This window comes from Amycolatopsis sp. cmx-4-61, assembly GCF_046548775.1.
Taxonomy (GTDB): domain Bacteria; phylum Actinomycetota; class Actinomycetes; order Mycobacteriales; family Pseudonocardiaceae; genus Amycolatopsis.
In genome coordinates, this window is record NZ_JAEBEI010000003.1 from 86,357 (window position 1) to 108,946 (window position 22,590).

The window sequence follows — 22,590 nt, forward strand, 5'->3', positions numbered from 1 at the left end:
GAGCCAGTGTGCCGGTGCTCCGCCCGGGCCGCCACGTCAGCGCAGGGCGGCCTGGAGCCGGCCGGCGTGGGCCTGGGCGCCGGGTGCGGCGGGGGTGCAGAACTCCGTCACCATCGCCACGACCCGCGCCGACTCCGCAGCCGGTGACGCGGTGATGTCCGGGCCGGCCGCAACCGTGATCCCGTGGGTGGCGTTCTCGTCGCTCATGCTCCACGTGCTGTACCCGGGCACGTCCCCCGCGTGCCCCCAGACGTCCGGAGCGCCCGGTCCGCAGATCGCGGCCAGCGAAATCCGCATCAGCCCGAGCCCGTAGCTGAGGACACCGCCTTGGCCGGGCCACTCAACCGTGGTCTTCATCTGCGCGAGCAGGCCGGGCGGCAGCAGCTCGCCGCCGAGCAGCGCGTGGAAGAAGCGGTTGAGGTCGGTGGCGCTCGAGATGATGTTCCCGGCGCCGAAGTACCGGCTGAGGTTGTAGACGGTGACGTCGGTCAGCCCGTGCGGCGCGGGGTAGAGCTGCTCGTAACCGCGGATGGCCGGGTGGGGCACCAGCGGGAAGTCGCGCGGCAGGAAGGTGTCGGCCAGGTGCAGTGGCCGGGTGATCCAGTCGGCGAGCACCTGCTCGAACCGCCGTCCGGTGAGTTTTTCCACCAGCAGCGCCAAGACGTTGTAGCCGGTGTTGGAGTACGACCAGCTCGTGCCCGGCGGGAACAGCAGCGGCTGCACCGTGCTGTCGTGGATCGCCTCGACCTCGCCGAAGTGCTCGAAGCGCTCGGTGTCCACCTCCGGCAGGCTGGTCCAGGTGTACTGCGGGGCGAGGTCCCGCGGCAGGCCGCTGGTGTGCTGCAGCAGCTGGCGCACGGTGATCGGCTCGGGGTAGGGCAGCAGGCCGGGCAGGTACTCCGAGACCGGGTGGTCCAGCTGCAGCCGCCCCTTCGCGGCGAGCTTCAGCACCAGCGTCGCCGTGAAGGTCTTGGACACGCTGGCGATGCGGAACCGCCCGCCGGTGTCCGGCTTCGCCCCGGTGACGACGTCGCCGACCCCGGCGCGTCCCCGCCACGGCCCGCCCGGATCCGCCGCGACCGCGATCATCCCGACGTTCCCGGCCTGCACAGCGGCGTCCAGCGCGGCCTGCCGCGGATCCACGCCCCCGGCGGCGGTACCGGTGCCGGCGACCACCAGCACGGCACAAGCCGCAGTAATGAACAGTCGACGCATGATTCCCCCCGGTGTCTGCAGTCCCCCCGACGGTAGCGCAGAAGGGGCGCCGCGGTAAGGGATTCCGTGGTCCGTCCCGCTGCGGTCGCCCACTGACCCGACGTCGCGCTCGTGCCCGGCCCGGGCACAAACGCGGCCGGAAGTCCCGGCTCGGCGGTCCGCGAAACCCTCACCCGGCAGGAGCGGACCCAGCCCGACCGCACCGAGCACCAACGGGCGCCCCACGGGCGACGACTGAGCGCTCGCAGCCCGGAAGGCTACTCGCCGTCCGGACCGCGGCGCCGCGACCAAGCGGCGGCGTCGGCGGCGTAGCGGACGAGGAGCCGCGCGAACCGGCCGCGGTCCTCCGGTGACCACGCCGCGGTGATGTCTTCGAACGCCGCGCGCTGCTCGGCGGCGAACCGGGTTCGCTCGGCCTCGCCGCGTTCGGTGAGCTCCAGCACCGTCCGGCGGCCGTCGGCCTGGGACGCCGCGCGCCGCAGCAAGCCGTCGGCGATGCAGGCCGCGACCGTGCGGCTGGCCACCGGCTGCACCACGCCCAGCTCCGCCGCGAGCCCGCCGACCGTCATCTCCCCCGGCGCGTCGGCGACCACGTTCAGCACCAGGTTCCGGGACAGGTCGCGGCTCGAGGCCGGGGTCCGACGGCGCAGCCGGGACAGCGCGGGGCCGATCTGGTCCAGCACGGGATCTTCGGCGGAACTGCTCACTCGACGAAGCGTAGTACCCCACGCATTTGCATACCAGTCATAAAGTGCATATCATCAGGTATGTAACTGTGAGCGAGAAAGAGAGCCACCATGACCACCACCGCCATCACCGGCGCCCGCGTCTTCGACGGCGAGAAGCCCTTGGGTGTGCAGACCGTCGTCCTCGACGGGCCGAAGATCCGCCGGGTCGGCGGCGACGTGCCCGACGGCGCCGAGGTCGTCGACGGCCGGGGCGCGACCCTGCTGCCCGGGCTGATCGACGCGCACGTCCACTCCAGCCCCGGCTCCCTGGCGCTGGCCCTGCGGTTCGGGATCACCACCGAACTGGAGATGCAGGGCCTCAACACCCGCGAAAACCGGGCGCACATCACCGAGGACGACACCGTCGCCGACGTCCGGTCGTCCGGCTTCGCCGTCACGCCGCCCGGCGGCCACCCCAGCGAGCTGATGCCCGAAGGGTTCCGCCCGGCCCGCGACCTGCCGCCGGTCATGCCCCTGATGCCGTTCTCCACCACGCCCGAGCAGGCCGCCGCGTTCGTCCCGCAGCTCCTGGCGCGCGGCTCCGACTACATCAAGTTCATGATCGACGACGGCAGCGTCGAAGGCCACCCCGGGCTGCCGATGCTCGACCAGGCCACGCTCGACGCCGGCGTCGCCGAAGCCAAGAAGCACGGCGCCCTCACCGTCGCCCACGCGCTCACCCTCGACGCCACCCGGATGGCCGCCGAAGCCGGCATCGACGGTCTCGTCCACGTGTTCATGGACCGTCCGCACACCACGGAAATCGTCGACCTGATCGCCGGCGCGGACATGTTCATCGTGCCGTGCATCGGGCTCGACGCGTCGATGATGGGCATCACCGGCAGCGAGCTCGCCGACGATCCCCGGGTGGCCCGCCGCCTCGACGACAAGTGGGAGAAAACCCTGCGTTCGAGCTACGACCGCTTTCCGCAGGGCAACCTGCAGGACGTGCTGGCCACCGTCCGGGCGCTGGCCGCCGCGGGCGTGGATCTCCTGGCCGGCACCGATGCCTCCATGCCCGAGACGTTCTTCGGCGGCCTCGCGCACGGAGCCAGCCTCCACCGGGAACTGCGGTACCTCGTGGCCGCCGGCCTGACCCCCGGTGAAGCGCTGCGCGCGGCGACCGCGACCACGGCGCGCCGCTTCGGGCTGGCCGACCGCGGCCGCATCGCCGAAGGACTCCGCGCCGACCTCCTGCTCGTCGACGGCGACCCGACGGAGAACATCGGTGACACGCTCGACACCCGCGCGATCTGGCGGCGGGGCGCCCGGCTCGCGGACGCGTGAATCACTCGAGCGCGGGCAACAGGGCGTCGAGGGTGATCGGCAGCTTGCGCACCCGCACGCCGGTCGCGTGGTACACCGCGTTCGCCACCGCCGCGGCCGTGCCGACGATGCCGATCTCGCCGATGCCCTTGGTACCCATGGGATTCACGTGCGGGTCGTGCTCGTCGAGCCAGTCCGCGCGCAGGTCGCCGACGTCGGCGTTGGTGGCGATGTGGTACTCGGCCAGGTCGTGGTTGACCACGTGGCCGGTGCGCGGGTCCATCGTGCTGCTTTCGAACAGCGCCATGGACAGCCCCATCGTCATCCCGCCGAGGAGCTGGGACCGGGCCGTCACCGGGTTGACGATCCGGCCGGCCGCGAACGTGCCGTACAGCCGCGGCACCCGGATCTCGCCCGTGTCGGCGTCGACGCGCACTTCGGCGAACTGAGCGCCGAACGCGTACATCGAGTACTCCTCTTCGGCCGGGTTCTCCGGCGTGTCCCCGGCGGCTTCGGCGCCCTCGGCCGGGTCGCTGCCGTACTTGTCGCGGAACGCCGCCGCCGCGGCGACGATCGCCGTTCCCCAGGAGGCGGTGCCGGAGGAACCGCCGGCGACGGTCGCGTTCGGGTAGCCGGTGTCGCCGATGCGCGCCTCGACGGCCGACGCCGGCACGCCCAGGGCGTCGGCCGCGATCTGCGGCAGGATCGTCCAGGCCCCGGTGCCGAGGTCGGCGGCGCCGATCTCCACGACGTACCGCCCGTCCTCGAACCGGATCAGGGCGGTGGACCCGGGCGAGCGCTTCGCCGGGTACACCGACGCGGCGACGCCGGTGCCGGTCAGCCACCGGCCGTCCCGGCGGACGCCCGGCCGCGGATCCCGGTCCGCCCAGCCGAAGTGCCCGGCCCCGGTGCGCAGGCACGCCACCAGGTTGCGGCTGGAGAACGGCCGTCCGTTCTCCGGGTCGCGCTCGGGCTCGTTGCGCACCCGCAGCTCGATCGGGTCCACGCCCAGCGCCACGGCGAGCTCGTCCATCGCGACTTCCGGCCCGAACATCCCCGGGCACTCCCCCGGCGCCCGCATCCACGACGGCACCGGCACGTCCAGCGCGGCGAGCCGGTGGCTGGTGGCGCGGTTCGGCACCGCGTACATCATCCGCGCGGGCACCCCGGTCTGCTCGGCGAACTCCTTGATCCGCGACGTCTGCTCGACGACGTCGACGCGCAGCGCGCGCAGCCGCCCGTCGGAGTCCGCGCCGAGCCGGACCCGCTGGATGGTGGGCGTGCGGTACCCGGCGAGGGCGAACATCTGCTGCCGGGTCAGCGCGAGCTTGACCGGGCGGCCCGGCACCGCGCGGGCGGCCAGGGCCGCGAGCACGACGTTGGCGTGCGGCGTGCCCTTCGACCCGAACCCGCCGCCGACGTAGGGGCAGCGGACCCGCACCTTCTCCGCGGGCAGCCCGAACACCTTGGCGAGAGCCGAGCGCACCGGGTGGACGCCCTGCGTGGAGTCCCAGAGCGTGAGGATCCCGTTGTCCCACAACGCGGTCGTCGCGTGCGGCTCCAGCGGGTTGTTGTGCTGCATCGCCGTCGTGTACGTCTCGCCGATCGTGACCTCCGCCCGCTCGAGCTCGGCGTCGGCGTCGCCCTGCGCGGTGTCGGTCGGGAAGTCCGGGTTCACCGAGTCCGGCGCGTACAGGTCGCCGCGGCCGGGGCTGAGCTCGACGTCGTGCGGCTCGGCGTCGTAGTCGACCGCCACGAGTTCCGCGGCGTGGCGGGCGGTCTCCGGAGTTTCGGCGAGCACCAGCGCGACGACGTGGCCGCGGAAGGGCACCTCGAAATCCTGCAGCACGGCGAGCTCGGCGTCGTCGGTGTTCGCCAGCCGTTCGGCGGTGAACGGCGTGATCACCCGCACCACGCCGTCGAGGCTTTCGGCGGGCACGGTGGCGATCCGGGCGCAGCGGCCGCGCGCGATCGTGGCCTGCACGAGGTGGCCGTACAGCGGCCGGCCGGCCGGGGCTTCGAAGGCGTACGGCGCGGTCCCGGTGACCTTGGCCGGACCGTCGCGGCGGGTGGTGCCGGTGCCCATGGCGCGGGGTTCGAGCAGCTCGGTCATCGGGTCGGCTCCTCGGTCGTCAGCTCGCGCAGCACCGCGGCCAGGGTGCGGCGGACGAGCGGGATCTTGAAGGCGTTGCCGCCGTCGACACCCTCGAGCGCGTGGGCGGCCGCCAGTTCGGCGTCCGCCGCCGCCCGGAAGACGTCCTCCTCCGGCCGGGCCCCGCGCAGCACGGCTTCCGCCTCGGTGGCCCGCCACGGTTTGTGCGCCACCCCGCCCAGTGCCACGCGGACGTCGTCGATCTCGCCGTCCACAAGGGACACTGCGGCGGCCACCGAAACCAGCGCGAACGCGTACGACGCCCGGTCCCTGACCTTCCGGTAGGCCGACCGGCGCGCCCACGGCACGGCGGGCAGCGTGAAGCCGGTGATCAGCTCGCCGTGTTCGAGTACCGTGTCGCGTTCTGGGTGGTCGCCGGGGAGCCGGTGCAGGTCTCCGAACGCGATTTCCCGCTCGCCGCCGGCGCCGGTGACGTGCACGCGCGCGTCCAGGGCCGTCAGTGCCACCGCCATGTCGGACGGGTGGGTGGCCACGCACGCCTCGGACGCACCGAGGATCGCGTGCTGGCGGGTGGCTCCCCCGAGCGCGGAGCACCCGGAGCCGGGCTCGCGCTTGTTGCAGGGCGTCGTCACGTCCTGGAAGTACAGGCACCGCGTGCGCTGCAACGGGTTCCCCCGGCCGTGGCCATGTTGCGCAGCTGGGCGGACGCGCCGGCGAGCAGCGCTTCGGCCAGGACCGGGTACCGCTCGCGGACCACGGCGTGCGCCGCCAGGTCGCTGTTGCGCACCCGGGCCCCGACGAACAGGCTGCCGTCTTCGTCCTCGCGGATCTCTCCCGACGTCACGCCGGTGACGTCGACGACCCGGTCCGGCCGGGCCACGCCCAGCTTGAGGTGGTCGACGAGGTTCGTGCCACCGCCGAGGAACACCGCGTCCGGGTCCGCGGCCACGGCCCGCACGGCCTCGGCCACCGTGGCCGGCCTGGCGAAGGTGAAGCTCTTCATCGCGACTCCCGGACGGCGGCGACGATCCCCGCGTAGGCGCCGCAGCGGCACAGGTTGCCGCTCATCCGTTCGGCGATCTCCTCGTCGGACCACTGTGGAGCACTGCGCACGGGCGAGGTGACGTGGCTCGGCGCCCCGGCGGCGAACTCGGCCAGCAACCCGGCGGCCGAGCAGATCTGCCCCGGCGTGCAGTACCCGCACTGGAAGGCGTCGTTGTCGAGGAAGGCCTGCTGGATCGGGTGCAGCTCGCCGTCGCGGGCCAGCCCCGCCGCCGTCGTGACGTCCGCGCCGTCACAGGTCACCGCCAGGGTCAGGCAGCTCAGCACCCGGCGCCCGCCGACCAGCACCGTGCACGCGCCGCACTGGCCGTGGTCGCAGCCCTTCTTCGCGACCGGCTCGCCGAGCTGCTCGCGGACCAGGTCGAGCAGGGTCCGCCGCGGGTCCACGGCCAGCCGGTGCTCGGTCCCGTCGACCCGCAGCACGATCGCGCTTTCCGTACCGGTGCCTTCGCTCGCCGCCATGCGCCGCCCTTTCCGTGGGATCGTTCGGCGTACCCGTTCGCGGTGGGACGAAACCGGCCCTCGTCCGGCCCATCCGACCCGATGGGGACGGTTCGGGCATCGACGGGCTGGGGGCGGCGGGCCCGGTTCACCGGCAGGGAGGATGTCGCCGCCCCGACCGGTAGACGACCGGTCGTACACTGGAGGTATGGGCAGGACGAGCGACGGCAAGGAGCGCATCCTCGCGGCCGGACGGCGGCTGATGGAGCAGCGTGGCTACTCGGCGCTGGGTGTCGCCGAGATCTGCAAGACCGCCGGAGCGCCCAAGGGCAGCTTCTACTACTTCTTCGACTCCAAGGAGGCCTTGGCGCTCGAGGTCATCGCCCGGGAATGGGCCGAACAGCGGCGGGCGTGGGCGGAGATCCTCGAGGGGCCCGGGGCGCCCCTGCGGAAGCTCCGCGCGCTCTTCGACGCGACCGCCGCCACCCAGCGGTCCGGCCAGTCGAGCTGCGGCACGGTTTCGGGCTGCTTGTTCGGCAACCTGAGCCTCGAACTGAGCAACCAGGCCGAGCCCGTCCGGCGGGCCCTGCAGGACATCTTCACCGAGCAGGCGGAGATGGTGCGGGCGGTGGTGGAAGAGGCCGCGGCCCGCGGTGACGCGCGAACCGCCGACCCCGCCGGGGCGGCACGGGCCGTCGTGGCCCAGCTGGAGGGCCAGGTGCTCTTCGCCAAGCTCTACAACGACCCCGGCCACCTCGACGCGCTGTGGACCCACTGCCTGGCGCTCGTCGGCGCCCGGGCCGAAGCCGCCTGAGGGGACCAAAGCGAAAGCGGGTGGTGCCACCGGCACCACCCGCTTTCCCGCTTTCAGATCCTCGACACGTGGTAGTGACCGATCAGCCACCGGCCGTCGTCCTGCCGCTCGAAGAGCACCGTCAGGTGGAACCGCCACACGGTCCCGTCCGGCCGCGTGAAGTCCGGGTCGACGTACGCCAGCAGCACGCCGTCGGCCAGCGGGCGCAGTTCGCGGATCTCGTAGCGGACGGTCAGCCCGACCGGCTGCTGCTCGTAGTACTCCTCGACTCCCTTGCGCCCCAACGAGTACGCGGGGTGCGCGCCCTGGAAGAGGGCGTTCTCGGTGAAGTGCGCGGCGACGTCGGCCGGGCGGTGGTCGTCGATGCCCGCCCGCCAGCCGTCGAGCACCCGGGTCGCGATCTCCCGTTCCTCAGTGGCCGGCACTTTGACCACCGTTGACGTTGAGGATTTCCCCGGTGACGAACGGCGCGTTCTCCAGGTAGAGCACGCCGTTGACGACGTCGCTGACCTCGCCCATCCGGCCGAGCGGGTGCAGTCCGCCGCGTTCCGCGTGGGTCTCCGGCGGGTTGAGCGCGGTCTTGTGGATGCCCGGCGCGACGGCGTTGACGCGGATCCCGCGCCCGGCGTACTCGACGGCCAGGGACTTCGTGACCGCCTGCAGGCCGCCCTTGGTCAGCATCGCCACCGAGGCGGGCACCGCCGACAGCGGGTGCTCCACGAGGCTGGTGGTGATCTGCACGATGTGCCCGCCGCCCTGGGCGAGCATGGGCGGCACGACCTGCTGGGTCAGGTGGAACCAGCCGGCCAGGTTCACCGCCACGAAGCGGTTGAAGTCGTCGAAGGTGAAGTCCGTGAACGGCTTCGCGTCGAAGACGCCGGCGTTGTTGACCAGCGTGTCGATCCGCCCGAACCGCTCGAGCGCCGTCTCCACGACCCGCTGCGCCGTGGCCGGGTCGGTGATGTCCCCGGCCACCGCGGCCACGCCGGCGTCGTTCGCCTCGCGCACCGAGCGAGCCGTGGCCACGACCGCCCAGCCCTGCTTGCGGTAGCCCTCGACGATCGCCGCGCCGAAACCCTGCGAAGCCCCGGTGACCACGGCCACCTTCTGTGCACTGCTCATGATCCCATCCTCAGTAGTAGACCGGTTGTCTACCAACGACGGTAACCACCCGCCGAACCCGCCGCCACGAGGTACAGCCTCTCAGCCGGGAGGAAGCTCCTATCAGCGCCGCGCGTAGGGGTCGGTGGGCGGCAACCACGCACTGCCGTCCGCGGGAACGCCCTCGACGCCGGCGGTCAAGGCCTCGACGACCGCCCGCACGGCGGCGCGGTCGTCGCCTTTGCGGGTGACCAGCGACCAGGTCCAGTAGGGCGCCGGGCCCACGATCGGCCGGGCCACCAGCCCGGCCGGCAGCGGCGTGGTCTGCCCTTTCGGCGAGTTGACCACCGGCCGGTCCGCGCGGCGCACGTGCTCGAAGAACGCGGACCCGGTGATCCCGTTGTCCTCGGTCCGCACGACGAGCGCGCCGGTGTCCCGGCTGAACTGGCCGGCGTAGAGGTTCCACGACGCCCAGCTGACCGTGTCGGAGTCGACCAGGATCGCGGTGTCCGCCGCGGCCACCGGCGACGTGTCGGTGCCGGGCGACACGGCGTAGAGGCGGTCGGCACCGAGGAAGCGGGCGTCGAGGTCCTGGGCGGCCAGATCGGGCGTCTGGACCCAGCAGACGGCGACGTCGATGCTGCCGTCGGCCACCCGGCCGGCCTGGGCGTGCGACGGCATCACCCAGGGATCGACCTGCAGGTCCGCCACACCGGACGTGCGCCGGGCGAGGTCGGCGGGCAGCCAGTTGACGTACCCCAGCCGGACGGTCCCGGTACCGCGGAGCCGCCCGGCGAGCCGGCGCAGCTCGTCGGCCCCGTGCAGCAGCTCGCGGGCCTCCGGCAACAGCGACCGCCCGGCCTCGGTGAGGTCCATCCGGCGGCGGTCGCGGTCGAACAGGCGCACCCCGAGATCCCGTTCCAGCGCCTTGATCTGCTGGGACAGCGACGGCCCGGCGATGTGCAGCCGCTCGGCCGCCCGGCTGAAGTTCATCTCTTCGGCGAGGGTGACGAAGTACCGCAGCTGACGCAGTTCCACGCCGTCATCCTAGGTCCGGCCACAAAGGACGCTACCGCGCGCGCCCCAGTGCCCCGGTCAGCAGCACCATGCCCGCGCAGCCCCCGGCGACCACCACCATCGCGGTGCCCGGCGGCAGCCCGCCGACGAGCGCGACCCCGACGGCGCCGCCGGTCTGGCGCACGGCGTTGAGCACGCCCGCGGCGAGGCCCGCCTGGCCGGGCAGCGCGGTCATGGCCACGGACGTCATGGCGGGCATGGCCAGCGAGCAGCACCCGAAGACCACCGAGCAGGCGATGAGCAGCACCGGAGCGCGGTCCGGCGGCAGCAGCGCCAAGCCCGCCGATCCGGCCAGGGCCAGGAGACCGCCGGCCACGATCGGCCCGCGCGCACCGAACCGGTGCGTGAGCCGGCCGCTGAAGAACGCGTTGACGCCCACGACCAGCGTGAGCGGCACGAGCAGCAGCCCGGCGGCGAGCGCGTCGAGCCGCCAGACCCGCTGCAGGAACAGGGCGAGGCAGAACAGCGTGCCGTAGAGGCAGAAGTTGAACAGGCCGCCGATGAGCGTGGCGACGGCGAAGCCGCGGACCTTCAGCACCCCGGGCGGCAGCACCGGCGCGGGCACCTTCCGCTCGGCGGCCGCGAACCCGAGGCCCGCAGCGGCCCCGGTGCCGAGCAGGCCCAGCGCCGTCGCGTCGCGCCACCCCGCGTGTCCCGCCTCGATGAGCCCGGCGACGACGCAAGCCAGCGCGGCCGTGCCGAGGACCTGCCCGGCGAGGTCGAGCCGGGTGCGTTCGCGGGGCGTCGTCTCGGCGACGCATCGGCGGGTCAACACAAGGGTGACCAGCCCGACGGGCACGTTCACGGCGAACACCAGCCGCCAGTCGGCCAGCCCGACGGCGAGGCCGCCCAGCACCGGCCCGGCGGCGAGCCCGGCCCCGCTCATGCCGCCCCACACCCCGAGTGCCCGCGCCCGGGCCCCCGCGGCGGGGAACTGGTGGACGATCAGGGCGAGCGACGACGGCAGCAGCGCGGCCGCGCCCACCCCCTGCACGGCCCGCGCGGCGACCAGCCACGGCAGCGAACCGGCCGTGGCACAGGCCAGGGAAGCCAGGACGAACACGGCGGTCCCGGCTTCGAAGACGCGCCGGGCGCCCCACCGGTCCCCCGCCGCGCCCCAGGTGAGGAGGAAGGCGGCCAGCGCGACGGTGTAGGAGTCGACCACCCACTGCAGGGCCGCGGTCGACGCTTCGCCGAGCTCGGCCCCGATGGCGGGCAGCGCGAGGTTCACGATGGTCGCGTCGAGCGTGATCATCAGGAACCCGAGGCACACCGCGGCGAGCGCCAGGCGGCCCGGAGCCCGCTGTGCAGTCGAGGCGATCATGGCTTCGAGTGAACCCCGCGCACGCTTCGGCGGTCCACGAACCGTTTCCTCCCGGCCGGGAGGCACGGCCTCCCAGCCCGCTCCCGCCGCCGCTCGGCCTCGACCTGCGGCGTGCGCCGGGCCGCTCAGGTGGCGTCGGAGTCGATCGGCGCGCGCTCGCCCGGGCGCAGGGTGCGCGGCGCCGCCGTGGCCGGGGCCGGACCGTCGTCGAGGAGGTGGCGGCGCAGGGCCGCCCGGGGGTCGAATTCGCGCAGTGCCTGCAGGTCCTGCAACGGTTTGCGCAGCTGCTGGAACTCCGGGCCCAGCTCGGCTTCCAGCTGCTGCTGGGCTTCCGCGGCGAACCCGCGAACCCGGCGTACCGCGCGGACCGCCTGGCTCACCGCGCCGGGCAACCGCTCGGGCCCGAGGATGAACAACGCCGCCGCGAGCAGGATCACCAGGTGCTCCAGGCTGAGACCGAACACCACGCGACCTTAGCCGCGCCCCGCTTAGCGAACGCTGAGAACGCGACGGCCCGCGTTCCGGTGGATCGGCTCGAGAAAGCCGTCGCGGCCGGGCGGCACCATCGAGGCGCACTCGACCGGCACGCGGACGGCTTCGGCGGCCTCGATCACCAAGACGCGCGGCGGAGTCGGCTCGTCCACCCGCCGGCCTGAAGACAGCGCGGCCCCGGACCGGCGCGGCGCTTCCCCGTCGGAAGGTCCGCCGCGCGGTCAGGCCGTCTCCGGGAAGCCGAACATCGCGACCAGAGCGGGGTCGTGGAACTCGACCACCGCGGAGATGCCGGTCACCGTCGGGGTCAGCACCACGATGCCGTGGGCACGGAGGACCCCGCCGGCGTCCCGGTGGTACACGGCCGCGGCAGGCTGGCCGTTGGCGGTCGTGGGGCTCAGCCGCCAGTCGCCCGGCTCGCCGAGCACGTACGTGCCGAGCAGGCGGAGGCAGGTCGCCCGGCCCGCGTACCAATCGCGGAACGGGGTCGCCTCCAGGGTGGCGTCGGCGCGCAGCACCTGCTCCAGCAGGCGGGCATCGGAGCGTTCGAACGCGGCGATGTAACCCTCGAGCAGCGCCCGCGCCCGCCCGTCGGTCGGTTCGAGCACGTCCTCGGCCGGTGTCCCGAGGTCGTCGAGCCGGGCGCGGGCGCGCTGCAGGCCGCTCTTCACCGCCGCGGTGGTGGTGCCGAGGATCCGCGCCGTCTCCGGTGCGGTGAACGCCAGCACCTCGCGCAGGATGAGGATCGCGCGCTGCCGGGCCGGCAGGTGCTGCAGGCTGACGACCAGCGCGAGCCGGAGCGACTCGCGCGCGACCACCGCCGCCGCCGGATCGGCGACCCGGTGGTCCGGCACCGGCTCCAGCCAGGGCACCTCGCCCGGCGCAGCCTGGACCGGCGGCCGGTCGGGTGCGTCGCAGGCACCGGTCAGCCCCGAGGGCAGCACCCGGTTCCGGCGCGGCTCCAACGCGGTCAGGCAGACGTTGGTGGCGATGGCGTAGAGCCACGACCGGAGGGAGGAACGGCCCTCGAAGCCGGCGTAGGACCGCCACGCCCGGAGGTAGGTCTCCTGCACCAGGTCCTCGGCGTCGTGCGCCGAGCCGGCCATGCGGTAACAGTGCGCCAGCAGTTCGCGGCGGAAGCCCTCGGTGTCCGCCGCGAACCGGTCCCGGTCGCGTGCGGGCGCCGCCGCGGATCGCCTGCTTGCCATGCGTTGCTCCTCGTTCCCGGCCGGTCGCGTTCTCCCCCGGTACGACCGGCACGCCGGGCGAAAGGAATCGAAGCACAGGTCAGGCGTCCGCGGGCGGCCCGCCGCACGGTCATCCATCGTCGAGCCGGCGGATCGGGCCCCGTCAGCCGGGCGAGGGCGTCTTCCGATCAGCGCGGGCCTGCGGTCCCGGCAGCAAGGTGAACCGCGTCCCGGTGGCCGCGTTCACGGCAGCAGGGCCAGCTTGCCGACGGTCGCGCGAGCGGCCAGTCCGGCGAGGACCCCGGGCCCGTCGGCCAGGTCGTGCGCGACCGGGCGCGCCGGGGTGACGACGCCGGCGGCGACGAGCGCCGACAGCTCGCCCATGACCTCGCCGAAGATCCCGGGCGCGGCCTGGCTCAGCACGCCGAGGTTGAGGCCGACGACGTGCACCTGGTAGCGGTACACCAGCTCCCAGTTGGTGAGCGCGGCTTCGCCGCCCGCCAGCCCGTAGACGACCACCCGGCCGGTGACCGGCTTCGCCGCGGCCAAGCTCGCCGCGAACGTGGCGCCGCCGGCCGATTCCAGCACCAGGTCCGCGCCGGCACCGCCGGTCAGCCGCCGCACCTCGGCGGCGAGGTCGTCGTCGCGGGAGTCCAGGACGTGGTCGGCGCCCAGGGCCAGCACGGTCTCGTGCTTGGCCGGCGAGGCGGTCCCGACGACGATCGCCCCGTAGTGCTTGGCCAGCGTGACGGCGGCCTGGCCGGTCGCGCCCGCCGCGGCGTGGATCAGCACGGTCTGCCCGGCGGCGACCCGCCCGAGCGGCTTGAGTGCGGCGAGCGCGGTGGGCCAGTTCACGACCAGGCCGATGGCCTGCTCCGCGCTCCAGCCGGCCGGCACCGGCATCACCGCCGCGGCGGGCAGCGTCAGGTACTCGGCGAAGGCCCCGTCGCCGACACCGGCCACCCACGTCCCCGGCGGCGGGCCGGTCACCGCCTCACCCACCGCCACGACCTCGCCGGCCGCCTCGAAACCCGCCACGTACGGCGGCTGCGGCCCGTTTCCGAAGGTGCCGCAGGCTCGGGACAGGTCGGCGAAGTTGACCCCGGCGGCGGCGACCCGGACCAGGACTTCGTCCCGGCCGGGCCGCGGCACCGGCGCGTCGGTGATCAGCCGCATGTCCTGCGGGCCCTTCAGTGAGGTCTGCTGCAGGGCACGCATGGTGGCGGGAATGCTCACGGCTCTCGGCTCTCTTCCTCGAACGGCCACTCCGTCGGGCCGTCCGCTCGACAGGAAGACCGAAGTGGACGAGAAAAGGAATCGGCCGGCCGGGCACCCCTGCGCTCTACAGTGGACAGGTGCTGCGGTACATCGAGATGCCCGTCGCGTCCGCCACGGTGGGGCACAGGAACTTCTCGTACCGCACGTCCCGGTCGAGGGCCAGCTTGAGCCACGGGACGAGGGTGCGCGTTTCCACGGTGTTCGGCCGGGTCGCGAAGAGGTGGTCCACGCCCGTGATCTGCACGTAGGCCTTCTTCAACGCCGCCGGCAGGGTGGCGTACAGCTTGTCGAGGTACGCCGGGGCGACGACCGGGTCGCGCTGACCGGCGACGAACATCGTCGGCACCCGGTCGCCGGCCAGGTCGAGGTTGCCCACCGGTGAACCGGGCGCCAGCCCGACGGCCGACTTCGGCGACGGGCGCCGCAACGCCGCGAGCAGGGCGCCCGCGCCACCCGCGGAATGGCCGAGCACACTCAGCCTGGTCGCGTCGACACGGGTGCGCACCGGGCTCTTCCGCGTCAGGTGGTCGAGCGCCGCGAGCAGCTGCGTGGCGCGGGCGTCGGCGCTGTCGGTCCGGCTGGTGGTTTCGATCCCGATGACGACGGAGCCGAAGGACGCCAGCCGTGGGCCCATCCAAGCCTCTTCGTCGGCGAACCGGGCGGAGTAGCCGGGCACGATCGCGACCGCGCCCCACGTGCCCAGGCTCGTGTCCGTCGGGTAGTAGACGGACCCGCCGTTGAACCCGTTGCCCGGCGGCACTGTCGCCTGCGCCGTCGCGAACGGCCCGTACGGCGCCGCTACGCTCGCGAGGGCGGGGTCCGGTCCCGCTGGTGGGGATCGGCCGCGGCGGACACCGGCGCCGTCACCGTCACTCGCCCCCAGGGCCACGCCGACTTCGGCGAACAGCCAGTTCACGTTCTTGGAAAGCGCTTTCCGGGGAATTGAAAGTTCCAGACGCCGGTGGGTCCCGAAAGCCGTCGCCGCCGCCTACCCGCGGCCGCTCAAGAGCGTGATTTCGCGGTGCAGCTCGGCGACGTGCGCTTCGCTCTCCGGCTTCATCAAGACGCTGCGCAGGATCCGGCCGCGGGGAACGTCGTCCCGGACGTGGTGGCCGCGGCGGGCCAGGTCGTCGGCGGTGACGGTGTAGGTGGCGACGAACAACGCCTCCGCCGGAGGGCGGCGCATCCCGGCGTCGAGCACGTGGGCGCTGACGCGGTCGATCTCCGACAGCGTCTCCCGGTCGGGGAAATAGCTGACGATGTCGAGCTCCGGCGGCTGGAACACCGCCAGCTCGGCACCGGCGCCGATGAGGTCGGCCCACGCCAGCGCGGCGCGGCGCCCCGGCCGCAGCACCGCACCGAGCCCGTCCGGGGTCAGGGGCAGCACCTTCGACGTCAACCACAGCGCGGCGGCCGCGGCGCCGGCGCGGGAGCACTCCAGCGAGATCTCGCCGAGGTGCAGCTCGTCGGACGTGAAGTAGGTGTACGGCGAATCGTGCAGGTAGTGCCGGGCCACCGCGGGGTCGCGGAAGAGCACGGCGCCGCAGCCGTAGGGCTGCAGCCCGTGCTTGTGCGGGTCGATGACCACCGAGTCGGCGTCGGCGATGGCGCGGAACGGTGCCGAGGCCACACCGTCGGCGGTGTCGTCGGCGATGAGCCGGAAGAACCCGCCGTAAGCGGCGTCCACGTGCACCCGGGCGCCGTACCGGCGGGCGAGGGCGACGATCTCGTCGACGGGATCGACCGCGCCGAGCCCGGTCGTCCCGGTGGTGGCGACCACCGTGCCGACCCGCCCGGTGCGGAGCAGGTCTTCGAGCGCGTCCGGGTCGAGGCGCCCGGCCGCGGTGGTGGCCACCGGAACCGCCTCGACACCGAGCAGGTGGCTCATCCGCCCGTGGGTGTAGTGGGCGTCGGCGCTGTGGGCGATCGCCTTGTCCGGGTGCGTCTGCCGGGCGACGAACAGCGCTTCCAGGTTCGCGATCGTCCCGCTGCTGGTCAGGTGCCCGAGGTGCTGCGGCAGCCCGAACATCGCCGCGAGGTCCGCGACCACTTCCTTTTCCATGGCCGCGGTGGCGGGACCGCCGTCGAGGGCGTGGTTGTTCGGGTTGATCAGCATCGCGCTCAGGTAGCCGGCGACCGCGGCCGGGTGGGGCGGCTTGAGCATCTGCCCGGCGTAGCGGGGGTGGAAGAACGGGTAGTTGTCCCGCAGGCGCCGGTGCAGCTCCGCCGTCGCCTCCCGGAACCGGTCGATCGGCACGTCCTGGGACGGGTGCGGGTCGTAGCCGCCGTACTCGGACATCCACGCCCCGACGTCGCGGACGGCGTCACCGAGCACCGCAGCGAGCTCCGCGAACCCGGCCGGCCCCGCACGCAGGACACCATCGTCTCGGTTCATGGCGGGGCGGCTCCCTGATCGCTGTGGATTGACAATGATCGTTACATAGCCGGACGTCGTGCCGCTCACCGCCACCGAGCGCCAGGTCATGCGCATCGTCGACCTCGACCCCGGCTAGGTCCTGCGCAGCGCCTGGTCGGAACTGCTGGCCGGCCTGCTCGGGGACATCGACAGAAGCACGATCACCCGCCGCGACCGGACTCTCGCCCACCTCGAGCAGCGGTTCGCCGGACACGATCGTCCTTCGCCGGCTTGATCAGGTCACTCGGCGCGGTGGCGCCCCAGATCCAGCGACCACGTCGGCACCGCGCCCTGCGCAGCCGACCCGCCGGGCATGACGACATCACCTTCCGCGCCAGTTCCGGCTTCCGGAGACGTCCGCGCCACGAGCATTGCCCCCGCCGTACCCGGGCAACGGGGGCTCGAGCCTCCGGACCCGCCGTCCGGCTGGTCACCGCTGACCCGGTCGGCGTAATCCGTCAGTTTCTGCCCGGAGTGCGGCGGGACGGTGTTAACTTCCGTCCGTCATCCGCTCCCGAGCGAGGTGGTCGAGTCACTGTGACACTGCAGACGGACAAGTTCGCCGCCTACCTGCGCATGCTCAAGGACCGCAGCGGGCAGGGCTATGAACGGCTCGGCAAGCAGGCCGGGGCCAGTGGCTCCAGCCTGCACCGGTACTGCTCCGGCAAGAGCGTCCCCGCCGACTACCGCGTCGTGCACTCGTTCGCCAAGGTCTGCGGCGCCTCCCCGGCGGAACTGCGCGAACTGCACCAGCTGTGGGCCCTCGCCGACGCCGGCCGCGTCGACGACGCGGAGCAGGCCGGGTCCGCGACCGGGACCGAGGCCGAGGCCGACGTCGCGCCGCCACGCCGTCGGCGCGCCTACGCCGCGACGGCCATCGCGGTCGTGGTGCTGCTGGCGGGCGGGCTGGTGTGGCTCACCTCCGACGCGTCCGCACCGGCTGCCGGCCGGTACGCCGACCGGATCCTGTTCTCGGCCGCCTGCCGGCCGCCGGTGAGCATGGGGCAGCACGACGAGTGCGTCACCGAGGTGCAGAACCTGCTGGTCGCGGCCCGAGGACGGCTCTCGGTCGACGGCTCGTTCGGCCCCGAGACGCTGCGCCGGGTCACCGCGTTCCAGGTGCTGGCCGGCCTGCCCGCCCGCGGCGTGGTCGACGAAGCGACCAAGACCGCGCTGTACGACCACCGGACCAGCATGGCGACCTGGTCGACGGCCATGGTGGAGCAGCGGATCCGGGCCGTGTTCACCGAGACGCCGGACACCGCGGTCGCGATCGCCCGCTGCGCCTCGTTCCTCGATCCGCTGTGGGTGCTGCCGAACACGAACGGCAGCCGCAACTGGGGTGTCTTCCAGATCTCCGACGCCCGCCTGCTGGAGCTGGGTGGCTCGCCGCGGCAGGCGTTCGACCCGGTGTGGAACATCGACGCGGCGCACCGCCTGTGGAGCGCGCACCACGACTTCCACGACTGGCCGGCCTGCTCGGCGGCCCTGGCGAACCAGCAGCCGCACTGAACCCACGGCTGACGCCGGAAACCCCGCGCGGTTTCCGGCGTCAGTCCCCCAGTGGTGATCAGACCGTGCCGTTCTCCCACCACCACGAGCGGCCGAGGTCGGCCCGGCTGTCCACGTGCTGGTGATCGGTGTTGTAGGTCTCCAGGCCGGAGAACCCGCAGGTCTCGGCCTTCTGGTAGACGGTCTTGTTGGCCACGCCCGGCACGTTCAGGTCGGCCGCGGTGCCGTAGAGGTGCATGCTGTCGCTGGCGCCGCCGATCGCCGCGTTGTGCGCGATGCTGCGGAAGCCGGAGTTCACCGTGATCGGCTTGTTGCCGAGCTTCTTGCGCAGCGCCTCCAGCTTGTACATGCAGCGGCGGGCGTTCTCCTTGGCGGTCGCCGCGCTGACCTTGCCGCCGTTGAAGGTGCCGCTGTCGCGGTCGGTGAACTCGCTGAAGTTGAAGTGGACGGTGGACCCGTCGCTCTGTTCCAGCGCGTTGAGCGCGGCCTGGGTGGCCGGGCCGACCTGGGCGTCCGCCCCGAGGCCGTAGGCCGCCTGGAACCGGCGGACCGCGGCCGCGGTGCCGGGGCCGAACTCGCCGTCGACGGAGACGCGGCTCTGGCTGGCGTGGTCGGCCGCCCAGCCCGCCACCCGGATCTGCAGCTCGGTGACGTCGGCGCCGGTGTTGCCCTCGACGAGGGTGCGGGACCACGAGTACGCCTGGGCGGTGCCGGACAGCAGCAGCGGGCTGACCGCCGCGGCCGCGCCGAGCACCACCGCGCCGCGGAGCACCGTGCGGCGGCTGAGGGGAAGAGTCATTCCTGTCCTTTCCTAGCGGGGATTTTCAGCGGTTGGCGAGCCGGTCGAGGTCGGCCTGGGTGCCGTTGAAGACGTCGCCGGTCGCCGGCGCGGGGATGCCGTCGGGGATCGCCGCGTCGGTGTACTGCCACATCAGCCAGGTCTTCGACCCGGCGGGCAGCGCCGGCTGCGTGACGGACTGGCGGTAGTCGGCGAGCTGCATCGGGTAGGCCGAGAGCGCCGTCGTGCCGCCGAGACACGCGTCGAGGAACGACTTCTGGGTGTAGATGATCGGGGTCCGGCCGAACGCCGCCTGGACCTTGTCCAGCCACGCCTTGACGTCGGCGACGGTGACGTACGGCGGGCAGCCGCCGGAGCCGTCGTCCTTCCACTCCAGGTCGAACACGGGCGGCAGGTCACCGGCGCGCTTGCCGGTGTACCCGGTGGCCTTCACGGCGGCGATGAACCGGTCGGCCTGCGCACCGCCGGTGCCGGCCGCGGTGCCCGTGTAGAAGTGGTACGGCCCCACGGCCAGTCCGGCGTTGCGCGCGGCGGGCAGGTCCGTGGCCAGGTACTCGTCGGTGACGTTCAGGCCCCGGGTCGCCTTGACGGTCGCGAACTCCACCCCGGACGCCTTCACCGCGCCCCAGTTGATCGGCGCGCCCCCGGGGTGCTGGTACTTCGCCGTGTCGACGCCGTCGATCGGGTGCCCGGCGGGCTTGGGCGGCACGCAGTAGGCGTTGCGGCTGGACCAGTCGGCGACCTTCGCCCAGGTGGTGGGCCCGGCGACGCCGTCGGCACTGGCGTTCACGCAGTGCTGGAACTCGATCACCCGGTTCCGGGTGCCGGCCCCGAACTGGCCGTCGACCGTCAGCGGCGGGTAATGGCCCGGCTCCATGGCGAGGTTCAGCCGGCACTGGAGTTCCTTCACGTCCGTGCCGCTGGACCCGCTCTGCAGGGTCGGGCGCGCGGTGGACAGGCCGCACACGACGCTCTGCGCGGCCTCGGCCGTGCCCGGGGTGGCGCACTTGCGCGGGCGCGCGGACCAGGAGTTGAGCGCCGCCCACGTGTTCGGCCCGATCTGGCCGTCCACGCTCAAGGCGGCGCACTTCTGGAACACGCGGACCCGGGCGTCGGTCGCCGGGCCGAAGGAGCCGTCCGCGCCGATCGGCGTGTACCGGCTCGCCTTGGTCGCCAGGTTCAGTTCGCACTGCGCCTCGGCGACCGCGTCGCCGGTCGCACCTTGCTTCAGGGTGGGCTGGGCCGTGGTGTGCCCGCACACCGCAACGGGTTCGGCCGCGACCGCGGCTGCGGCGGGGAGCACCAGCAGCACGGCGACGACCAGAGCGAGTCTCTGCATGGCGAGAAGGCTGGCAGCGTCCACCGGCGGCGTCGCCCTTCGACGGCCGACCCGGGACACCGGGACGGTCCCACCCCACCGGACCAGCGGGAACGCCACCGCGGTGGGACACGGCTGGGACACGGCTGGGCCACTGCTGGGCCACTGCTGGGCCACTGAGGCGGCCTCCGCCACGGCCGAACCCGCTCGCCGCCGGGCATCCGCGAGCTATCCGCCCGTGCAGTTTTCCTGTCCACCCGTGCACCCGGGTGGGTCGCTCTTCTCAACGCGGCGGGCATTGGCCAGGATGGACGTCTGGGCGGCGAGGGAGGACCTCTTTCCATGGCGACTGTGCGCAACGAGGCCGATGCGCGGCGGCAGCTGCGCGCGGAGCAGCGGCACGAGACGGACGAGCTGGTCATCGCGGAGCCGGTGGCCACCGCGAGCCCCGTCGGCATCGAACTCCACTACGACGGCGTCGACGACGTCAAGAGGGCGATCGACGAGCGCTACGACGAGCTGAGCCGGCACCTCGAAACCGCCCGCGCCCTGGACACCGACCTGGCCAACGGCAAGGGACCGGTCGCCCACTGGATGCGCCGCTCGTTCGCGGTGCGCGGCGGCGCCGGGGCCGGCGGGGTCCAAGCCGCGCTGCAGTCTTACCTGGCCGAGCTCGCGACCCTGCGGCAGACGCTCGACACCGTCGTGACGATGCACCAGGGCAACGACGAAGAGGCCGCCGCGGTCCTGCCGACGGGGGACGCCGATGCCTGAGTTCCACTCGACGCACCACGCCCCGACCGCCCGCCAGCGGGCGAAGGCCCGGCGGGTCCGCCGGGAGAAGGCCGTCAACGACCGCGAAGCCACGTTCGGCCGGATCAACTGGGACAGCTACGAGCACCGCGAACTGTGGGACATGGTGCAGTCGGCCGTCCCGGCTGAACTCGGCGAGCACGCGGCCTGGTGGAAGGAGGTGGCCGCCGGCGTCACCTCCGCGACCGAAGAGGTGTCGGCGCTGGTCGGGAAGCTGCAGGAGTCGTGGCAGGGGCCGTCGGCCGACCAGGCCGCGACGTCGGTGGACCGGCTGACCGGCTGGGCGGCGACGGTGGGCGAGAACGCCCGGCGCGTCGGCTCCGGCCTCGACACGTACACGTCGGTGGTCAGCGAAGCCCGGCACCGGATGCCCGAGCCGGTGCACTACTGGGCCGAGCGGTGGTTCCGGCAGGGGTATGCGGTGAAGCGGCTCGACGGCCCCGAGGGCACGTACATGCTGGACCAGCTGCTCGACGACAAGCTGCCGACGAAGAAGGAAGCCGACGACGCCAAGGCCGCGGCCGTCCGCGTGATGGAACAGTACGAGAGCGCGAGCCACGAAGTCCGCCACCGCCTGCCGCCGGAGTTCGACACGGCCCCGCCGGTGACCGCCGGCTCCGATCCGCGGCCGCCGGTGGCCCGGACCCCGCCCGCGCCGCCGGTCCCCCGCGATCCGGCCCCGCCCGTGCCCCCGGCGCCCCGCAATCCGGCACCCCGCGATCCGGTCCCCCGCGATCCGGTCCCCACGTCCGACGACGGTTCCCACGACGGGCCGGGCGCCGGACCGGACGACTCGACGTCGACGGCGTCCGCGCTGCCGCCCACGTTCACCGGCGCCGGGTTCCCGGGCGCGCTCGACGGGGTCATCGGCGCCGCCGGGCCGGGTTCGGCGACTGGTGCCGGCTCCGGTTACGGTTCCGGCTTCGCGGGCGTTCCCGGAACGCCGGGCTTCGGGACGCCGGGCTCCGGAACGCCGGGCTCGGGGACGCTCGGCGAAGGCGGCCGGGCCGGAGCGGGCCGGTTCGGAGCCGGGACATCGGGCTTCGGACCGGGCGGGACGAGCGGCCGCGGCGCGGCGGGCGGGTACGGCATGTACCCGCCGGGCCAGGGCGCGCAGCGCGAGGAGGACACCGAACACCGCGACAAGTACGCCAAGGGCTACGACCTGCTCGACGACCTCCCGCCGGCGTATCCCCCGGTGTTCGGCCAATGACCGGCTTCCACGCCGACCCGGCGGCGCTGGACGCGTTGGCGCGGCGGCTGGAGGACGCGGCGGACGAGTACCGCTCGGCCGCGGACTCTCTGGCGGCACCGGAGAACCTCGGCCCGGGCCCGGTCTCGGCGGCGCTCACCGCGCTGACCGGCGAGTGGTCCGGCAGGATACGGGCGGTGGAACGCGACTTCGCCGGCGCGGCGGCGGGTGTCCGGACAGCCGCGAAGGCTTACCGGACGACGGATACCGCGGCGGCCGAGGAGCTGGGCCGAGCCGATGGCTGACCGCAATCGCGCCGCGAACGCCGCCCGCCGACCGACCCGCGCGCCCAGCGGCTCCGCGCACCGCCGACCGAACCCGACCGAACCGACGGCCGACCGGAACCCCCAGCCCAGCAGTCCCGCGCACCGCCGACCCACCC

General features: G+C 73.5%; 21 protein-coding genes and 1 pseudogene. 6 read left to right on the forward strand and 16 right to left on the reverse strand.

What is annotated here, in order from left to right; all coding sequences use genetic code 11:
• Nucleotides 1-36: 36 nt before the first annotated feature.
• Nucleotides 37-1,215 (reverse strand): serine hydrolase domain-containing protein, encoded by a 1,179-nt coding sequence (locus tag ACLJOU_RS12750; protein ID WP_410566862.1) that lies wholly within the window; start codon nt 1,213-1,215, stop codon nt 37-39.
• A 257-nt stretch (nt 1,216-1,472) separates the two neighbouring features.
• Nucleotides 1,473-1,922: a MarR family winged helix-turn-helix transcriptional regulator gene (locus ACLJOU_RS12755; RefSeq protein WP_410566864.1), complete on the reverse strand. Its 450-nt coding sequence runs from the start codon at nt 1,920-1,922 to the stop codon at nt 1,473-1,475.
• A 90-nt stretch (nt 1,923-2,012) separates the two neighbouring features.
• Between ACLJOU_RS12755 and ACLJOU_RS12760 the strand changes: the two genes are divergently transcribed.
• On the forward strand, nt 2,013-3,230 hold the full coding sequence (locus ACLJOU_RS12760) for an amidohydrolase family protein (protein WP_410566866.1): 1,218 nt from the start codon (nt 2,013-2,015) through the stop codon (nt 3,228-3,230).
• Between the two features lies 1 nt (nt 3,231).
• Here ACLJOU_RS12760 and ACLJOU_RS12765 read toward each other — a convergent pair whose 3' ends face one another.
• The 3 genes and pseudogenes from ACLJOU_RS12765 to ACLJOU_RS12775 form a co-directional block, all read right to left on the reverse strand.
• Nucleotides 3,232-5,322, reverse strand: coding sequence for a xanthine dehydrogenase family protein molybdopterin-binding subunit (locus tag ACLJOU_RS12765; protein ID WP_410566868.1), 2,091 nt, complete (start codon nt 5,320-5,322; stop codon nt 3,232-3,234).
• Nucleotides 5,319-6,325, reverse strand: a pseudogene (locus ACLJOU_RS12770) (FAD binding domain-containing protein). The gene ACLJOU_RS12765 and the pseudogene ACLJOU_RS12770 overlap by 4 nt, the downstream one beginning before the upstream one ends.
• Nucleotides 6,322-6,846 (reverse strand): (2Fe-2S)-binding protein, encoded by a 525-nt coding sequence (locus ACLJOU_RS12775; RefSeq protein WP_410566870.1) that lies wholly within the window; start codon nt 6,844-6,846, stop codon nt 6,322-6,324. Before ACLJOU_RS12775 ends, ACLJOU_RS12770 begins: the two are co-directional and overlap by 4 nt.
• Before the next feature lie 187 nt (nt 6,847-7,033).
• Between ACLJOU_RS12775 and ACLJOU_RS12780 the strand changes: the two genes are divergently transcribed.
• On the forward strand, nt 7,034-7,639 hold the full coding sequence (locus tag ACLJOU_RS12780) for a TetR/AcrR family transcriptional regulator (protein WP_410566872.1): 606 nt from the start codon (nt 7,034-7,036) through the stop codon (nt 7,637-7,639).
• A gap of 53 nt (nt 7,640-7,692) precedes the next feature.
• On the opposite strand, the gene ACLJOU_RS12785 is transcribed toward ACLJOU_RS12780, so the two are convergent.
• The 9 genes from ACLJOU_RS12785 to ACLJOU_RS12825 all read right to left on the reverse strand — a co-directional run bounded on the left by ACLJOU_RS12785 (nt 7,693) and on the right by ACLJOU_RS12825 (nt 16,397).
• The gene (locus tag ACLJOU_RS12785; protein WP_410566874.1) at nt 7,693-8,064 is read right to left on the reverse strand and encodes a YybH family protein; all 372 of its coding nucleotides are present in this window, start codon (nt 8,062-8,064) and stop codon (nt 7,693-7,695) included.
• Nucleotides 8,051-8,761 (reverse strand): SDR family NAD(P)-dependent oxidoreductase, encoded by a 711-nt coding sequence (locus ACLJOU_RS12790; RefSeq protein WP_410566876.1) that lies wholly within the window; start codon nt 8,759-8,761, stop codon nt 8,051-8,053. The genes ACLJOU_RS12785 and ACLJOU_RS12790 overlap by 14 nt, the downstream gene beginning before the upstream one ends.
• 102 nt (nt 8,762-8,863) lie before the next feature.
• On the reverse strand, nt 8,864-9,778 hold the full coding sequence (locus ACLJOU_RS12795) for a LysR family transcriptional regulator (protein ID WP_410566878.1): 915 nt from the start codon (nt 9,776-9,778) through the stop codon (nt 8,864-8,866).
• A 31-nt stretch (nt 9,779-9,809) separates the two neighbouring features.
• Complete coding sequence (locus tag ACLJOU_RS12800; protein WP_410566880.1) at nt 9,810-11,141, reverse strand: MFS transporter; 1,332 nt, start codon at nt 11,139-11,141, stop codon at nt 9,810-9,812.
• A 125-nt stretch (nt 11,142-11,266) separates the two neighbouring features.
• Entirely contained in the window at nt 11,267-11,605 is a 339-nt protein-coding gene (locus ACLJOU_RS12805) for a Sec-independent protein translocase TatB (protein ID WP_410566882.1), read from the reverse strand.
• Nucleotides 11,606-11,854: 249 nt separating this feature from the next.
• Entirely contained in the window at nt 11,855-12,841 is a 987-nt protein-coding gene (locus ACLJOU_RS12810; RefSeq protein WP_410566884.1) for an RNA polymerase subunit sigma-70, read from the reverse strand.
• Between the two features lie 222 nt (nt 12,842-13,063).
• Nucleotides 13,064-14,056, reverse strand: coding sequence for a zinc-binding dehydrogenase (locus ACLJOU_RS12815; protein WP_410566886.1), 993 nt, complete (start codon nt 14,054-14,056; stop codon nt 13,064-13,066).
• A gap of 106 nt (nt 14,057-14,162) precedes the next feature.
• Entirely contained in the window at nt 14,163-15,014 is an 852-nt protein-coding gene (locus tag ACLJOU_RS12820) for a dienelactone hydrolase family protein (RefSeq protein WP_410566888.1), read from the reverse strand.
• Between the two features lie 72 nt (nt 15,015-15,086).
• Nucleotides 15,087-16,397 (reverse strand): pyridoxal phosphate-dependent decarboxylase family protein, encoded by a 1,311-nt coding sequence (locus ACLJOU_RS12825; protein WP_410567585.1) that lies wholly within the window; start codon nt 16,395-16,397, stop codon nt 15,087-15,089.
• Nucleotides 16,398-17,051: 654 nt separating this feature from the next.
• On the opposite strand from ACLJOU_RS12825, the gene ACLJOU_RS12830 reads away from it, so the two are divergent.
• On the forward strand, nt 17,052-18,026 hold the full coding sequence (locus ACLJOU_RS12830; RefSeq protein WP_410566890.1) for a helix-turn-helix domain-containing protein: 975 nt from the start codon (nt 17,052-17,054) through the stop codon (nt 18,024-18,026).
• A 58-nt stretch (nt 18,027-18,084) separates the two neighbouring features.
• Here the strand turns inward: ACLJOU_RS12830 and ACLJOU_RS12835 are convergent, their stop codons facing one another.
• Entirely contained in the window at nt 18,085-18,825 is a 741-nt protein-coding gene (locus tag ACLJOU_RS12835; protein ID WP_410566892.1) for a D-Ala-D-Ala carboxypeptidase family metallohydrolase, read from the reverse strand.
• A 25-nt stretch (nt 18,826-18,850) separates the two neighbouring features.
• Nucleotides 18,851-20,164: a GH25 family lysozyme gene (locus tag ACLJOU_RS12840; RefSeq protein WP_410566893.1), complete on the reverse strand. Its 1,314-nt coding sequence runs from the start codon at nt 20,162-20,164 to the stop codon at nt 18,851-18,853.
• Between the two features lie 321 nt (nt 20,165-20,485).
• Between ACLJOU_RS12840 and ACLJOU_RS12845 the strand changes: the two genes are divergently transcribed.
• From ACLJOU_RS12845 to ACLJOU_RS12855, 3 genes are read left to right on the forward strand one after another with little or no spacing between them, the layout of a single operon-like run.
• Nucleotides 20,486-20,917: a hypothetical protein gene (locus ACLJOU_RS12845; protein ID WP_410566895.1), complete on the forward strand. Its 432-nt coding sequence runs from the start codon at nt 20,486-20,488 to the stop codon at nt 20,915-20,917.
• A complete protein-coding gene (locus ACLJOU_RS12850) occupies nt 20,910-22,169 on the forward strand; it encodes a PPE domain-containing protein (protein WP_410566897.1) in 1,260 nt (419 codons plus the stop codon). The genes ACLJOU_RS12845 and ACLJOU_RS12850 overlap by 8 nt, the downstream gene beginning before the upstream one ends.
• Nucleotides 22,166-22,453, forward strand: coding sequence for a DUF6507 family protein (locus tag ACLJOU_RS12855; RefSeq protein ID WP_410566898.1), 288 nt, complete (start codon nt 22,166-22,168; stop codon nt 22,451-22,453). The genes ACLJOU_RS12850 and ACLJOU_RS12855 overlap by 4 nt, the downstream gene beginning before the upstream one ends.
• Nucleotides 22,454-22,590: the final 137 nt, after the last annotated feature.

Excerpts from the sequence above, each read along its gene's own strand:
- ACLJOU_RS12750 (WP_410566862.1), bottom strand. The coding sequence starts at position 1,215 with ATGCGTCGACTGTTCATTACTGCGGCTTGTGCCGTGCTGGTGGTCGCC.
- ACLJOU_RS12760 (WP_410566866.1), top strand. The coding sequence starts at position 2,013 with ATGACCACCACCGCCATCACCGGCGCCCGCGTCTTCGACGGCGAGAAG.
- ACLJOU_RS12765 (WP_410566868.1), bottom strand. The coding sequence starts at position 5,322 with ATGACCGAGCTGCTCGAACCCCGCGCCATGGGCACCGGCACCACCCGC.
- ACLJOU_RS12775 (WP_410566870.1), bottom strand. The coding sequence starts at position 6,846 with ATGGCGGCGAGCGAAGGCACCGGTACGGAAAGCGCGATCGTGCTGCGG.
- ACLJOU_RS12780 (WP_410566872.1), top strand. The coding sequence starts at position 7,034 with ATGGGCAGGACGAGCGACGGCAAGGAGCGCATCCTCGCGGCCGGACGG.
- ACLJOU_RS12790 (WP_410566876.1), bottom strand. The coding sequence starts at position 8,761 with ATGAGCAGTGCACAGAAGGTGGCCGTGGTCACCGGGGCTTCGCAGGGT.
- ACLJOU_RS12800 (WP_410566880.1), bottom strand. The coding sequence starts at position 11,141 with ATGATCGCCTCGACTGCACAGCGGGCTCCGGGCCGCCTGGCGCTCGCC.
- ACLJOU_RS12810 (WP_410566884.1), bottom strand. The coding sequence starts at position 12,841 with ATGGCAAGCAGGCGATCCGCGGCGGCGCCCGCACGCGACCGGGACCGG.
- ACLJOU_RS12825 (WP_410567585.1), bottom strand. The coding sequence starts at position 16,397 with ATGTCCGAGTACGGCGGCTACGACCCGCACCCGTCCCAGGACGTGCCG.
- ACLJOU_RS12835 (WP_410566892.1), bottom strand. The coding sequence starts at position 18,825 with ATGACTCTTCCCCTCAGCCGCCGCACGGTGCTCCGCGGCGCGGTGGTG.
- ACLJOU_RS12840 (WP_410566893.1), bottom strand. The coding sequence starts at position 20,164 with ATGCAGAGACTCGCTCTGGTCGTCGCCGTGCTGCTGGTGCTCCCCGCC.
- ACLJOU_RS12845 (WP_410566895.1), top strand. The coding sequence starts at position 20,486 with ATGGCGACTGTGCGCAACGAGGCCGATGCGCGGCGGCAGCTGCGCGCG.
- ACLJOU_RS12850 (WP_410566897.1), top strand. The coding sequence starts at position 20,910 with ATGCCTGAGTTCCACTCGACGCACCACGCCCCGACCGCCCGCCAGCGG.
- ACLJOU_RS12855 (WP_410566898.1), top strand. The coding sequence starts at position 22,166 with ATGACCGGCTTCCACGCCGACCCGGCGGCGCTGGACGCGTTGGCGCGG.